We start from the raw sequence: 13,784 nt of genomic DNA on the forward strand, positions 1-13,784 counted from the left end.
GAGCAGACCCCTTATTGCATCAGCTAAATACGTGCCCCGGACCGAGTCCGGGGCTGAATGCAATTATAGATGGGGGGGATTTTGGGGGTTTCAACCCCCGCCGAGACGAATGCAGCTGGAGTGACCAGCCATCTTCAGACGGTTAAGCGTGCCATCGGCATTATCTTTGCCTTTGATTGGGCCAATCACCACGCGATTCCAGCCGTTGTTGGTGGTAATGCGTGAATCAAAACCTTCAAAAGCAAGCTGCGCACGAACCGTTTCCGCCTGAGCGCTGCCTTTGAATGAACCGCACTGAACCATCCAGCGTTTTTCATCCTTTTTCTCGTGAACGGCCGGGGCAGATTTTGCTGCTTCAGGCTCACGGCTAACCGGTGCCGCTTTTGGTTGCGTCTGCACCTGCTCACGAGGCTGAGCAGTTTGCGCAGGCGCACGCTGCTGAGCGTTATGCGGCGGCGTTTGCAGCAAATCCTGATACGGCTGAGACGCGGTCGTCGTGCGCGGTTGCTGTTGTTGAACAGGACGTGGCTGCTGCTGCGTTTGTTGCGCGGTACGCGGTTGCTGATAAGGTTGTTCGGTCACGCGCTGCTGCACACGAGGCTGTTGCTGTTGCTGCGTGTTCCATTGTTGTTGCTGAGTCCGCTGCTGCACCTGCTGCTGTAGCTGCCTCTGGCGCTGCAGCGTTTGTTGGCGCTGGGCCGGAGTTTGTTCGTTCCACGGCACTTCGTTCAACTGTGTCGGTTGCTGGCGCATATCCGCCTGCATCTGCTCCAGCAGTTGACGCTGCTCGTTGGTGAGCTGGTCTTTATTCTGCACTTCGCCACCGGCCGTAGGCTCGGTTGGCGTGCGTACGCCCGGCTGACGATTTTCCAGTTCTTTGATGTAGCGCCAGCGTTCTTCGGGCTTCGGCGGAAGGCCGTTCCCGGTCACCTTATGGCCCGGCAGGACTTCACTTTCCTCTTTTTTATGATGGGTAATGAAGTACAGGGCACCAATAAAGGTCACCAGAACGGCGGCCGCAATGGCGACCATTGTCGGCGAGACGGATGGCAGGTTACGTTGCTTTTTGCGGGAGGTGCTCTTTTTGCGCCGTGTCCCTGCCGATTGCCCGCGGCGTACATAATCTTTTTGTGCCACTATCGATTCGCTGTATTTATTCGTTTGTCAGCCCGCCATGTTACTTAAGGGGCGTCCCTTTGACCAGATTATGGAGTCCTAAAGCGGTTCATTTTCTTAAGCCTGGCGCGCTGGTGCTTCCTCGCTCAATGAGGTCGCAGTCCAGCAGGCGCGATCCGCTGCTAACGATTTCACCGTGTAGCTGATCTAATAGCAACAACATCGCCTCCCTTCCGATATCGAAACGCGGCTGTTGGACCGTAGTGAGCGGTGGATCACAAAATTGCGATAACGCAATATCATCGAAGCCCATGATCGATAAATCCTCCGGGATACGCAGCCCGCTACGTTTGGCCTGTGAAAGCGCACCCAGCGCCATAACATCGCTGTGGCAAAAGATTGCAGTTGGCGGAACGGGAAGCGATAAAAGCTGCGCAACGGCTACCGCGCCGGCCTCAAAAGTAAAATCACCGCGGGCGATATAATGCGGATCGATGACCATGCCCGTACGGCGTAACGCCTGAATATATCCCTGCAGGCGGTAATGACAAAGAGGCATCTCTTCCGGCCCGGCAATACAGGCAATCCTTTCGTGGCCCAACTGCTGCAAATAATAAACGGCGTTAAACGCAGCGGTGAGATTGTCGATATGCACCGTTGGCAGCTCCAGCTCTGGCGCAAACTCGTTAGCCATCACCATCGGCGGCAAATTTCTTTGTTCTTCAAGGCTTGCATCAAACGGCAGGCGCGAGCCAAGCAGCAACATGCCGTCAATTTGCTTGGTGATTATCAGATCGATGAACGTTTTTTCCTGCTGATTTTGATGGGCGCAATCGCCAATCAGCACCAGATAACCCTGCTCAGCGGCGGTGATTTCAATGCCGCGAATAATCTCGCTGAAGAACGGATCGCAGATATCCGGAACGATTACCAGAATCGTACGCGATTCGTTACGCTTTGTATTACGGCCTAACGAATGGGGCAAGTAACCCACTTCTATTGCAGCCTTTTCTACCCGGCTACGCGTGCTTTGCGAGACCTTATCCGGGTTCATTAACGCCCGGGATACCGTTGCTGTTGATACTTTCGCCTGTACGGCAACATCCTTCATGGTTGCATTGGCAACCTGACTCTTCGGCTTCAACTTCTTCTCCTCGCTTGCACTCCGCAGGCCATGACACATCCTTTATGCCCGATCGTGCTGTCATTCTTAGCAGAATATTGCTGTCGCCTGTTACAGAAATTTCATCAAAAATGTGACGGGTGCAGAATTTTTCGATCCGCTTCGCATAACCAGTTGGCCAGGCGCTAGCTCTCAATCGGATCGACATCCAACGCCCATTTCACTTTTCGCAATTCAGGAAGGGTGTTCACCAGCGTCAGGGAGTGGCTTATCAGGCGCTGCAATCGGGCGCGTGACGGGTGTTGAAGAAGGATTTGCCAGCGGAAACGCCCCCCGCGTTTTGGCTGGAGCGAAGGCACTGGTCCCATAATCCACAGCTGTTCATCACGTAGCGGACTGGACTCCAGCAAATTGCGTAGCTGTTGCAGAAACAGCGGCGCCTGCTGGTTGTTTTGATCTTCAGCCCGGAAGATAACGTGACTGGTAAACGGCGGTAAAAATACCGTCTGACGCTCAACCAGCGCCTGATTTGCAAAGGCATCGTAACCCTGAGTCAGCAAGGTTTGCAGCAACGGATGTTCAGGGTGATGGGTTTGCAGCACCACTTCACCCTGTTTACCCGCGCGGCCTGCGCGCCCGGAAACCTGAACGTAAAGCTGCGCGAAGCGTTCGGCAGCGCGGAAATCCGCTGAGAACAGCGCCCCGTCAACGTCCAGTAGCGCGACTAACGTAACGTCAGGGAAATGGTGGCCTTTCGCCAGCATTTGCGTGCCGATAAGAATACGTGCGCCACCGCGATGGACCTCGGCCAGATGCTGTTCAAGCGCGCCTTTGCGGCTGGTAGTATCGCGGTCGATACGTGAAAGCGGAACGCCTGGAAATAGCGGAGCCAGGCTTTGCTCAAGCTGCTCTGTTCCTATACCCACCGGCACCAGATTGGTTGAACCGCATCCCGGACACTGGTTGGGAATGGCTCGCTGGCTGTCGCAGTGGTGACAGCGCAACTGGCGCTGCCCCTGATGCAGCGTATAGTAGCGGTCGCAGCGGGGGCATTCCGCAATCCATCCACACTCGTGGCATAAAAGGGCAGGGGCGAATCCCCGGCGATTCAAAAACAGAATGACCTGATTATCAGCCTTTAAGTGCTGCCCAATTTTCTGAATTAGCGCCGGAGCAAGGCCTGATTTAAGCGGCTGGCCTTTTAAATCCATCACTTGCTGCGAAGCCGGGCTTGCGTTTCCGGCGCGTTTAGTCAGGCGTAGCTGGCGATATTTGCCGAGCCGTACGTTATGCAACGTTTCCAGCGCAGGCGTCGCTGAGCCGAGAATAATCGGGATAGCTTCCGCATGAGCGCGATACACCGCCAAATCGCGGGCGTGATAGCGCCAGCCTTCCTGCTGCTTGTAGGAGCTGTCGTGCTCTTCGTCGATGACAATGACGCCAAGGCGGCAAAACGGCGTAAAGAGAGAGGAGCGGGTGCCGATGACGATCGCCGCCTCGCCGCTGCGCGCTTTCAGCCAGACGGCAAGACGCTCGCTGTCGTTCAATCCCGAGTGCAGAACTTCTACTGGAGCATTAAAACGCTCGCGGAAACGGGCGATAGTCTGTGGCGTCAGGCCGATTTCCGGCACCAGAACCAGCGCCTGCTTACCCTGCGCAAGGACATTTTCCAGCACGCTCAGATAGACTTCGGTTTTGCCCGAACCGGTAATACCAGCCAGCAGCCAGGCGGAAAAATGATCCGTGGCGCTGTGAATAGCACCCACCGCCGTGGCCTGTTCGGTATTCAGACGTAAGCGCTCGCCTGCGACAGAATAAGTGTCGCGCCAGTCAGCTGCGGCGGGTGCCGCGCTTTTCAGATCGCATAGTCCTTTGGTTCGCAACGCCTGCAAGCCTTGCTCGCTGATATCCATTTCGCTCACCTGATGACGCCAGATGTTTTTTTGCCGCACCGCTGCCAGCGCCTGCTGCTGCTTGGGGGCGCGCTTCAGGCTGTTAAGATCGACGGCTTTACCTTCATCCGTGGCGAACCAGTACCATAGCGGCGCGTGATGTGCGGGTTTCCCCTGACGCAGCAAAATCGGCAGCGCATGAAACAGCACATCGCCAATGGGATGGTGATAATAATCTTTTGCCCACAGTAAAACGCGCCATAAAGAAGGAGGAAATAAGGAAGCGCCATCCAGCAGGTCAACGACGGGTTTAAGATCGCTAAGCGGGAGCTCGCTTTTTTCGCTCACGGCAACCACAATGCCCACGGCTTCGCGTTTACCAAAAGGCACCATGACGCGACAGCCCGCTACAACCTGCATTCCAGCAGGGATCAGATAGTCAAAGGTACGGGCAAGTGGAACCGGCAGGGCGACGTGAGCGACAGGCATGAAAGCATCCGGGCTGATAAAAAAGACGAGATAGTGTACACTGTGTGTTCGCAAAATTGCGGATCAGTTTGCATGCATCGGTTGTTTTCTGTATGATTCGCCGCCTTTGATGCGCAGTTTTGGCTTCGAATAAACCTACTTTATTAACATCGCGTGGTGTCTGGCGTTAGGGCTGGAAGAGCGACGCGGCCTTAGACCTGAGGTTTTCCATGAAAAAAGATATCCACCCTAAATATGACGTAATTACTGCAAACTGTTCTTGCGGTAATTCTATCAAAATCCGCTCTACTGCGGGTCACGATCTGAACCTGGACGTTTGTGGTGAATGCCACCCGTTCTACACTGGTAAACAGCGTGATGTTGCTACCGGTGGCCGTGTTGACCGCTTCAACAAGCGTTTCAGCGTACCAGGCGCGAAAAAATAAGTTTCGCAGCATGGAAAGAGAAAGGCGCCCTGGGGCGCCTTTTTTGTTTCTCCGTCAGCCTTCAGACCGCAGGAGCGTTAGCTGCCCTCACTAACCCAGTCACTTATTTTAGTAAGTTTCTGGGATTAGCTCCCTTGCTGCAGCTCGAACGCTACAGGAGAAATTTCCAGCTGGGTGTTTAGTATTCCCACGTATCCGGGTCAATCCCCAACTCGCGCATAATTACCTTCGCATCTTCCGGAATTTCATCACTACGTTCTTTACGCAGATCCGCATCGTTCGGCAGAGGTTGGCCAGTAAACGCGTGCAGAAATGCTTCACACAGCAGTTCACTGTTTGTTGCGTGACGCAGGTTGTTCACCTGGCGACGGGTGCGCTCATCGGTGAGGATTTTTAACACCTTCAGAGGAATGGAAACCGTAATTTTTTTTACTTGTTCACTCTTCTTCCCGTGCTCAGCGTAAGGGCTGATATATTCGCCGCTCCATTCAGCCATGAGATACCTTTAATCCTCTTATCAATTAAACATGCTTAAACCGGGCGAGGCACGATTTCAGCGATTATCTGTCTTAGTGTACAGCCCAGGCACCTGCGCAGTCTGCGACTCTGGCAAGCTAAAGCATATAATTTTAACGGCTATTTCGCGTTTGCTCAATCTATACGCAAAGAAGTTTAGATGTCCAGATGTATTGACGTCCATCTTTGCAATGTTTACTCTGATGCCTGACCTTTATTCGACCAGCAAGGATCAGGGAAACAATGACGCGCAAACAGGCAACCATCGCAGTACGCAGCGGTTTGAACGATGATGAACAATACGGCTGTGTTGTTCCGCCAATCCATCTTTCCAGCACCTATAACTTCACAGGTTTTAATGAACCGCGCGAGCATGATTATTCGCGTCGTGGCAACCCTACGCGCGACGTCGTACAGCGTGCGCTGGCGGAACTGGAAGGCGGTGCGGGCGCTGTGATGACCAATACCGGCATGTCGGCTATTCACCTGGTGACTACGGTATTCCTGAAGCCTGGCGACCTGCTTGTTGCCCCACACGATTGCTATGGCGGCAGCTATCGCCTCTTTGATAGCCTGGCAAAACGCGGCGCGTACCGCGTTTTATTTGTCGATCAGGGAGATGAGGCGGCTTTAAACGCGGCGCTGGCCGAAAAACCCAAGTTAGTGCTGGTAGAAACGCCAAGCAACCCATTGTTGCGCGTGGTGGATATTGCGAAAATATGCACCGCGGCGCGTGCTGTCGGCGCAATCAGCGTGGTGGATAACACTTTCCTGAGCCCGGCGCTGCAAAATCCGCTGGCGCTGGGAGCCGATCTGGTTCTGCACTCCTGCACCAAATATTTGAATGGCCACTCTGACGTGGTGGCGGGTGTAGTGATTGCCAAAGATGCCGATACTGTCACCGAGCTTGCCTGGTGGGCGAATAATATCGGCGTGACCGGCAGTGCGTTTGACAGCTATCTGCTGCTGCGAGGGTTACGCACATTGTCGCCGCGTATGGAAGTTGCTCAACGTAACGCGCAGTTGATTGTCGATTTCCTGAAAACACAACCGCTGGTGAAAAAGCTGTATCATCCATCGCTGCCGGAAAACCAGGGGCATGAGATCGCTGCCCGCCAGCAGAAAGGCTTTGGCGCGATGTTAAGTTTTGAACTGGACGGAGACGAGCAGACTCTGCGTCGTTTCCTGAGCGGGCTGTCGCTCTTCACGCTGGCGGAATCGCTGGGTGGCGTCGAAAGCCTGATTTCTCACGCGGCAACCATGACCCACGCGGGCATGGCGCCGGAAGCGCGAGCTGCGGCTGGCATTTCTGAGACATTGCTGCGTGTGTCTACCGGTATTGAAGATGGCGAAGATTTAATTGCTGACCTGGAAAATGCTTTCCGGGTGGCAAGAGAGGGGTAAGCATGAGTGTTTCAGTACCAGCAGGGACGCCGGTTCGTCAACTGCACAAGTTTGGCGGCAGTAGTCTTGCAGATGTAAAATGTTACCTGCGTGTGGTGGGTATCATGACCGAGTATTCCAGGCCGGGCGATCTGATGGTGGTTTCTGCCGCTGGCAGCACCACTAACCAGCTTATCAACTGGCTCCAGCTGAGCCAGAGCGACAGGCTTTCTGCGCATCAGGTCCAGCAGGCGCTGCGTCGTTATCAAAGCGAGTTAATTAGCGGCCTGCTCCCGCCTGAGGTCGCAGATGGCCTGATCGGTGAATTTATTCACGATCTGGAGCGCCTCGCCGCTTTGCTGGATGGCAAAATCACCGACGCGATATATGCCGAAGTGGTCGGTCACGGTGAAGTCTGGTCTGCTCGTCTGATGTCGGCGGTGCTGAATCAGCAGGGTATTGAAGCCGCCTGGCTTGATGCGCGTGAATTTATGCGTGCCGAGCGGGCGGCGCAGCCACAGGTTAATGAAGGCCTTTCCTGGCCGCTGCTGCAAGAGCTGATGGCGCAGCATCCGCATAAACGCCTCGTGGTTACCGGCTTTATCTGCCGTAACGATGCGGGTGAGACTGTGCTGCTGGGTCGTAACGGCTCTGACTATTCCGCAACGCAAATCGGTGCGCTGGCAGGCGTATCCCGCGTAACCATCTGGAGCGACGTGGCCGGGGTCTACAGCGCCGACCCACGTAAAGTAAAAGATGCCTGTCTGCTGCCTCTGCTGCGTCTGGATGAAGCCAGCGAACTGGCGCGCCTTGCGGCCCCTGTTCTGCATGCCCGTACGCTACAGCCGGTCTCTGGCAGCGATATCGATCTGCAACTGCGTTGCAGCTACTCCCCGGAGCAGGGCTCAACCCGAATTGAACGCGTTCTGGCTTCCGGTACCGGAGCGCGCATTGTCACCAGTCATGATGACATCTGCCTGATTGAGTTTCAGGTTGCTCCACAGCAGGATTTCAAACTGGCGCAGAAGGAGCTGGATACGCTGCTCAAGCGCGCGCAGGTTCGTCCTTTGTCCGTCGGCGTGCACCCCGATCGTAACCTGCTGCAACTTTGCTACACCTCCGAAGTGGTGAACAGCGTGCTGCAAATTTTGCAGGATGCGGGTCTGCCGGGTGAATTACGTCTGCGTGAAGGCCTGGCGCTGGTGGCGATAGTAGGCGCGGGCGTCTGCCGTAACCCGCTGCACAGCCACCGTTTCTGGCAGCAGTTAAAAGACCATCCTGTTGAATTTATCTGGCAGTCCGAAGACAGTATCAGCCTGGTCGCCGTGCTGCGAGCTGGCCCTACGGAAAACCTCATTCAGGGTCTGCATAAGTCTCTGTTCCGCGCTGAAAAGCGCATTGGCCTGATGCTGTTTGGTAAAGGGAATATTGGTTCTCGCTGGCTGGAGCTGTTTGCCCGCGAGCAGGAGACGATTTCCGCCCGTACCGGTTTTGAATTTATTCTCGCAGGTGTGGTGGATAGTCGCCGCAGCCTGCTGAACTACGAAGGGCTTGACGCCAGCCGCTCGCTAGCATTCTTTAATGATGAAGCGGTAGAACAAGATGAAGAATCCCTGTTCCTGTGGATGCGCGCGCACCCGTACGACGATTTAGTGGTGCTGGATGTTACCGCAAGCGAGCAGCTTGCCGGCCAGTATCTCGACTTTGCAAGCCATGGTTTCCATGTTATCAGCGCCAATAAGCTGGCGGGTGCGGGCAACGGACAGAAGTACCGCCAAATCCGCGACGCGTTTGAAAAAACGGGCCGCCACTGGCTGTACAACGCCACCGTAGGCGCCGGTTTACCGGTCAACCATACCGTGCGCGATCTGCGCGACAGCGGCGATACCATTCTGGCGATTAGCGGGATATTTTCCGGCACGCTTTCATGGCTGTTCCTGCAGTTCGATGGCACCGTGCCGTTTACCGATCTGGTCGATCAGGCCTGGCAGCAGGGTCTGACCGAGCCCGACCCTCGTGTCGACCTCTCCGGTAAAGATGTTATGCGTAAGCTGGTTATTGTGGCTCGCGAAGCGGGTTACGACATCGAGCCCGATCAGGTTCGCGTAGAGTCGCTGGTGCCAAGCGGTTGTGAAGAAGGTTCGGTGGATCATTTCTTCGAAAATGGCGACGTACTTAACGAGCAGATGGTGCAGCGTTTTGAAGCCGCGCAGGAGATGGGGCTGGTGCTGCGTTACGTGGCCCGCTTTGACGCGAACGGCAAGGCGCGCGTTGGCGTGGAGGCGGTTCGCCCTGAACATCCTCTGGCGTCGCTGTTGCCGTGCGACAACGTATTCGCCATTGAAAGCCGCTGGTATCGCGATAATCCGCTGGTTATCCGCGGTCCCGGTGCTGGCCGTGATGTCACTGCCGGCGCCATTCAGTCGGACCTCAACCGCCTGGCGCAGCTGCTGTAGTTAACTGGCGACTGCTCGTTGCTTATCCGCCCTGTAAACTTTACTCGTTTGCCGGGCGGATAAGCGCAGAGGCATCCACCGTTTTTCCTGTCCGTTTTGTCCGCTTCCCCGCATCCTGAAAAAAATTCAATTTGATTGAGAATTCCTCAGTTCCAGCAGTGATTTTTCAGTTGACGGCCTGCCTCTTTTCCTTCATCTTGCTATCTGGACGTCTAAACGTCTGGACACCAGCCAAACACAACAACACATTATTAAAAAGCGATTGATGAGGTAAGGGTATGAGCTTTTTTCACGCCAACCAGCGGGAAGCACTGAATCAGAGTCTGGCCGAAGTGGCCGGGCAAATTAACGTTTCCTTTGAGTTTTTCCCGCCGCGTACCAGTGAGATGGAACAGACCCTGTGGAGCTCAATCGACAGGCTCAGCAGCCTGAAGCCTAAATTCGTCTCCGTGACCTACGGGGCAAACTCCGGGGAACGCGATCGCACCCATAGCATTATCAAAGGGATCAAAGACCGCACGGGTCTTGAAGCGGCACCGCACCTGACCTGTATCGACGCCACCCGCGACGAACTGCGCACCATCGCTCAGGACTACTGGAACAACGGCATCCGTCATATCGTTGCTCTGCGTGGCGATTTACCGCCGGGCGGCGGTAGGCCGGATATGTATGCCTCCGATCTGGTTACCTTACTTAAAGACGTGGGGGACTTTGATATTTCGGTCGCTGCCTACCCTGAGGTTCATCCGGAAGCAAAAAGCGCGCAGGCCGACCTTATCAACCTGAAGCGCAAAATTGATGCGGGCGCTAATCGCGCTATCACACAATTTTTCTTCGATGTCGAAAGCTATCTGCGCTTCCGCGATCGCTGTGCGGCCGCAGGCATTGATGTGGAAATTGTGCCGGGTATTTTGCCGGTCAGTAATTATAAACAGGCGCATAAATTCGCCACCATGACCAACGTGCGCGTTCCGCACTGGATGGCGAAGATGTTTGAAGGGCTGGATGATGATGCGGAAACCCGCAAAATGGTCGGCGCAAATATCGCCATGGACATGGTGAAAATCCTTAGCCGTGAAGGCGTGAAAGATTTCCACTTCTACACGCTTAACCGCGCAGAGATGAGTTACGCGATTTGCCATACTCTGGGCGTTCGCCCTGGATTGTGATTAAGAAGGTGGATGTTGCCATCCACACTGATTGTCGGGTGGCGCTAACGTTTACCCGACCTGCAAAAGCGCGGAATCATTGGGTCTGTAGCTACCGTCTTGAACGGCAAGCGGTAGCGCCATAATTTTCATCCCAGGCCTGGCGTGTTTTCAACATCCTGAACACATATATGCCAGTTTGCGTATTACCGCACCCAGCGCCGCTTTCTTTGCCTTACCTTTTGCTGTCAGCCTTTCATGTAATGCTTTCGCTGGCTTATTCCACCGGCTTGCGTTCAGCGCCGCCACGTACGGCTTTGCCTTCACCTCCGAAGGCGTCCGGCGGCTTCAGCTCGCCGTAACGGGCCAGCACAAAAGCGTCCACAATGTCGTTTTTGGTGAGTATGTCCATTCCGCGTGCAAATTCGCGTACGTGATGGAGTTGGCCATACAGCAGGATTCCTCCGTTTCATGTAACCGGTAGCTAATCAGCTACCGGTCCTGGGAGACAAGGGTGGATAAGCGAACGCTTACCAGGCTTAGCCAGTGTTACGCATCCCGGCGGCAACGCCGGCGATAGTCACCATCAGCGCCTGCTCAACGCGGGCGTCTGGTGCTTCATCTTTCTCTTCCGACTGGCGAGAGCGGTGCAGTAATTCAGCTTGCAGAACGTTCAGTGGGTCGGTGTAAATATTACGCAGAGTGATGGACTCGGCTATCCAGGGTAAATCTTCCATCAGATGCGAATCATTAGCGATATCCAGTACCACTTTGATATCGGCTGCCAGCTGGTCGCGAAGCTGTTTGCCCAGCTTCCACAGTTCTGGTTTCACCAGACGCTGATCGTAGTATTCCGCCAGCCACAGGTCAGCTTTCGCAAAGACCATTTCGAGCATGCCAAGCCGCGTGGAGAAGAACGGCCAGTCGCGACACATACTTTCCAGTTCGCCCTGTTTGCCTTCTTCTACCACTTTTTGCAGCGCGGCGCCGGCGCCCAGCCAGGCAGGCAGCATCAGGCGGTTTTGCGTCCAGGCGAAAATCCACGGAATGGCACGCAGGGATTCAACGCCACCGTTGGGTTTACGTTTTGCCGGACGCGAACCAAGCGGTAATTTACCCAGCTCAAGCTCAGGCGTTGCAGAGCGGAAGTAAGGAACGAAGTCTTTGTTTTCGCGGATATAACCGCGATACATATCGCAGGAGGTAACGGACAGCTCCTCCATAATATGTTTCCACTCTTTTTTCGGTTCTGGCGGCGGCAGCAGGTTCGCTTCAAGGATCGCGCTGGTGTAGAGCGACAGGCTGCTGATGGTGATTTCCGGCAGGCCGTATTTGAAGCGGATCATTTCGCCCTGTTCGGTTACACGCAGGCCGCCCTTCAGGCTTCCGGGTGGTTGAGACAGGAGCGCTGCGTGAGCTGGAGCACCGCCACGGCCGATAGAACCGCCGCGTCCGTGGAACAGCGTCAGGGTGATGCCGGCTTTTTCACAGGTTTTGATCAGCGCGTCCTGCGCCTGGTACTGTGCCCAGGAAGCGGCCATCACGCCTGCGTCTTTTGCCGAGTCAGAATAGCCAATCATGACCATCTGCTTGCCCTGTATAAAGCCGCGGTACCAGTCGATATTCAGTAACTGAGTCATGACGTCGTCGGCGTTGTTCAGGTCATCAAGGGTTTCAAACAGCGGTGCCACCGGCAGCGCGAACGTGCATCCGGATTCTTTTAGCAGCAGATGTACTGCCAGTACGTCAGACGGCGTTTTCGCCATGGAAATGACGTAGGCGGCGATAGATCCGCGAGGCGCTTCGGCAACCACTTTACAGGTTTCCAGCACTTCGCGAGTATCTTCACTCGGTTCCCACTGGCGCGGCAGCAACGGTCGTTTGGAGTTCAGTTCGCGGATCAGGAAGGCCTGTTTGTCGGTTTCTGACCAGCTTTCGTAGTCGCCAATGCCCAGATAGCGGGTCATTTCGCCCAGGGCTTCGGTGTGACGGGTGCTTTCCTGACGAACGTCAATACGCACCAGAGGCACGCCAAAGCTTTTCACACGGCGCAGCGTATCAAGCAGCTGACCGTTGGCGATAATGCCCATACCGCAGGCCTGGAGTGATTCATAGCAGGCGTACAGCGGGTCCCAAAGCTGTTCGTTTTGGGTCAACAAGCCTTCTGGTTTTGGCAGGCGTTGGCCTTTCAGACGCGCCTCCAGCCAAGCCTGGGTCGACAGAAGCTGCTGGCGCAGCCCTTTCATAATGCAGCGATACGGTTCTTGCGCGGCGTCAGGACCTGCCAGCTCGCTCAGCTCCGGCGTGCATTCCACCATTGAAAGCTCGGAAATCAGGACCTGAATATCGCGCAGGAACAGGTCGGTGGCTTTCCAGCGGCCAAGCAGCAGAACGTGACGAGTGATGTCGGCCGTTACGTTCGGGTTGCCGTCGCGGTCACCGCCCATCCAGGAAGTGAAGCGTACGGGCACGAAATCTACCGGTAGTTTGTAATTCAGGTTTGCTTCAAGCTGTTCATTAAGCTCGCGCAGGTAGTTCGGTACGCCTTCCCACAGGCTGTTTTCAACAACCGCAAAGCCCCATTTGGCTTCATCGACCGGTGAGGGGCGATGCTTACGGATTTCGTCAGTATGCCATGCCTGAGCCACCAACTGGCGTAGACGGCGCATAATCTGATTACGTTCGTAATCGGCAAGGTCGCTGTGGTCGAGCTGTTTCAGGCAGCCATTTACTTCAACCAGCTTATGAATCAGGGTGCGACGGGTGATCTCGGTCGGGTGTGCTGTCAGCACGAGCTCCAGGGAGAGGGATTCTACCGCGTCCCGAATGGCGGCTTCGCTAATATCCGGCTGTTCTTTTAATTTTTGAAGCGTCTTAGCGATAACTTCGGGATTGCTGGCGGCCTCGCCGTTGGCGGAAATACTGTGATATTGCTCGGCGGTGTTGGCCAGGTTCAGAAACTGGCTGAACGCACGGGCTACCGGCAGTAGTTCGTCGTTAGACAGGTTCTGTAAGGTGGTTAACAACTCCTGACGATTTGCTTCATTGCCCGCCCTTGAAGACTTTGACAATTTGCGGATTGTTTCGACCCGATCAAGAATGTTTTCACCTAATGCATCCTTGATGGTATCCCCAAGCAATTTGCCGAGCATACTGACATTACTTCGCAACGCGGAATACTGTTCGTTCATATGACCCCAGACACCCAATCTTAATATACCCGTCATACTTCAAGT

At 55.0% G+C, this 13,784-nt stretch carries 9 protein-coding genes and 1 pseudogene; 4 read left to right on the forward strand and 6 right to left on the reverse strand.

Translation table 11 applies throughout. The features are described 5' to 3' along the window. Window positions 1-90 precede the first annotated feature (90 nt). The 3 genes from ftsN to priA all read right to left on the reverse strand — a co-directional run bounded on the left by ftsN (window position 91) and on the right by priA (window position 4,620). Window positions 91-1,137: a cell division protein FtsN gene (gene ftsN, locus E2L00_RS20070; RefSeq protein WP_167614709.1), complete on the reverse strand. Its 1,047-nt coding sequence runs from the start codon at window positions 1,135-1,137 to the stop codon at window positions 91-93. A gap of 88 nt (window positions 1,138-1,225) precedes the next feature. Continuing rightward, complete coding sequence (gene cytR, locus E2L00_RS20075; RefSeq protein ID WP_167614710.1) at window positions 1,226-2,260, reverse strand: DNA-binding transcriptional regulator CytR; 1,035 nt, start codon at window positions 2,258-2,260, stop codon at window positions 1,226-1,228. Window positions 2,261-2,424: 164 nt separating this feature from the next. After that, window positions 2,425-4,620 (reverse strand): primosomal protein N', encoded by a 2,196-nt coding sequence (gene priA, locus E2L00_RS20080; RefSeq protein ID WP_167614711.1) that lies wholly within the window; start codon window positions 4,618-4,620, stop codon window positions 2,425-2,427. Window positions 4,621-4,829: 209 nt separating this feature from the next. Between priA and rpmE the strand changes: the two genes are divergently transcribed. Beyond that, window positions 4,830-5,045 (forward strand): 50S ribosomal protein L31, encoded by a 216-nt coding sequence (rpmE, locus tag E2L00_RS20085; RefSeq protein ID WP_167614712.1) that lies wholly within the window; start codon window positions 4,830-4,832, stop codon window positions 5,043-5,045. A 178-nt stretch (window positions 5,046-5,223) separates the two neighbouring features. Here rpmE and metJ read toward each other — a convergent pair whose 3' ends face one another. Beyond that, window positions 5,224-5,541 carry a met regulon transcriptional regulator MetJ gene (metJ, locus tag E2L00_RS20090; protein WP_008457553.1) on the reverse strand — a complete coding sequence of 106 codons (318 nt, stop codon included), beginning with the start codon at window positions 5,539-5,541 and terminating at the stop codon, window positions 5,224-5,226. 263 nt (window positions 5,542-5,804) lie between these two features. Here metJ and metB point away from each other — a divergent pair, with 263 nt between their 5' ends. From metB to metF, 3 genes are all read left to right on the forward strand, one after another. After that, window positions 5,805-6,965, forward strand: coding sequence for a cystathionine gamma-synthase (metB, locus tag E2L00_RS20095; protein WP_167614713.1), 1,161 nt, complete (start codon window positions 5,805-5,807; stop codon window positions 6,963-6,965). A 2-nt stretch (window positions 6,966-6,967) separates the two neighbouring features. After that, window positions 6,968-9,400: a bifunctional aspartate kinase/homoserine dehydrogenase II gene (locus E2L00_RS20100; RefSeq protein WP_167614714.1), complete on the forward strand. Its 2,433-nt coding sequence runs from the start codon at window positions 6,968-6,970 to the stop codon at window positions 9,398-9,400. A 278-nt stretch (window positions 9,401-9,678) separates the two neighbouring features. After that, a complete protein-coding gene (gene metF / locus E2L00_RS20105) occupies window positions 9,679-10,569 on the forward strand; it encodes a methylenetetrahydrofolate reductase (RefSeq protein ID WP_167614715.1) in 891 nt (296 codons plus the stop codon). A gap of 286 nt (window positions 10,570-10,855) precedes the next feature. On the opposite strand, the pseudogene E2L00_RS21825 reads toward metF, so the two are convergent. Both E2L00_RS21825 and ppc read right to left on the reverse strand, forming a co-directional pair. Then, a pseudogene (locus E2L00_RS21825) lies at window positions 10,856-10,987 on the reverse strand (IS110 family RNA-guided transposase); the annotation flags it as partial. Between the two features lie 100 nt (window positions 10,988-11,087). Further along, complete coding sequence (gene ppc / locus E2L00_RS20110; protein WP_167614716.1) at window positions 11,088-13,739, reverse strand: phosphoenolpyruvate carboxylase; 2,652 nt, start codon at window positions 13,737-13,739, stop codon at window positions 11,088-11,090. Window positions 13,740-13,784: the final 45 nt, after the last annotated feature.

It is taken from the genome of Cedecea colo (assembly GCF_011808225.1).
Lineage (GTDB): Bacteria > Pseudomonadota > Gammaproteobacteria > Enterobacterales > Enterobacteriaceae > Dryocola > Dryocola colo.

Bases quoted from the DNA above. Each gene is read 5' to 3' on its own strand.
- priA (WP_167614711.1), bottom strand. From the start codon at position 4,620: ATGCCTGTCGCTCACGTCGCCCTGCCGGTTCCACTTGCCCGTACCTTT.
- rpmE (WP_167614712.1), top strand. From the start codon at position 4,830: ATGAAAAAAGATATCCACCCTAAATATGACGTAATTACTGCAAACTGT.
- metJ (WP_008457553.1), bottom strand. From the start codon at position 5,541: ATGGCTGAATGGAGCGGCGAATATATCAGCCCTTACGCTGAGCACGGG.
- metB (WP_167614713.1), top strand. From the start codon at position 5,805: ATGACGCGCAAACAGGCAACCATCGCAGTACGCAGCGGTTTGAACGAT.
- E2L00_RS20100 (WP_167614714.1), top strand. From the start codon at position 6,968: ATGAGTGTTTCAGTACCAGCAGGGACGCCGGTTCGTCAACTGCACAAG.
- metF (WP_167614715.1), top strand. From the start codon at position 9,679: ATGAGCTTTTTTCACGCCAACCAGCGGGAAGCACTGAATCAGAGTCTG.
- ppc (WP_167614716.1), bottom strand. From the start codon at position 13,739: ATGAACGAACAGTATTCCGCGTTGCGAAGTAATGTCAGTATGCTCGGC.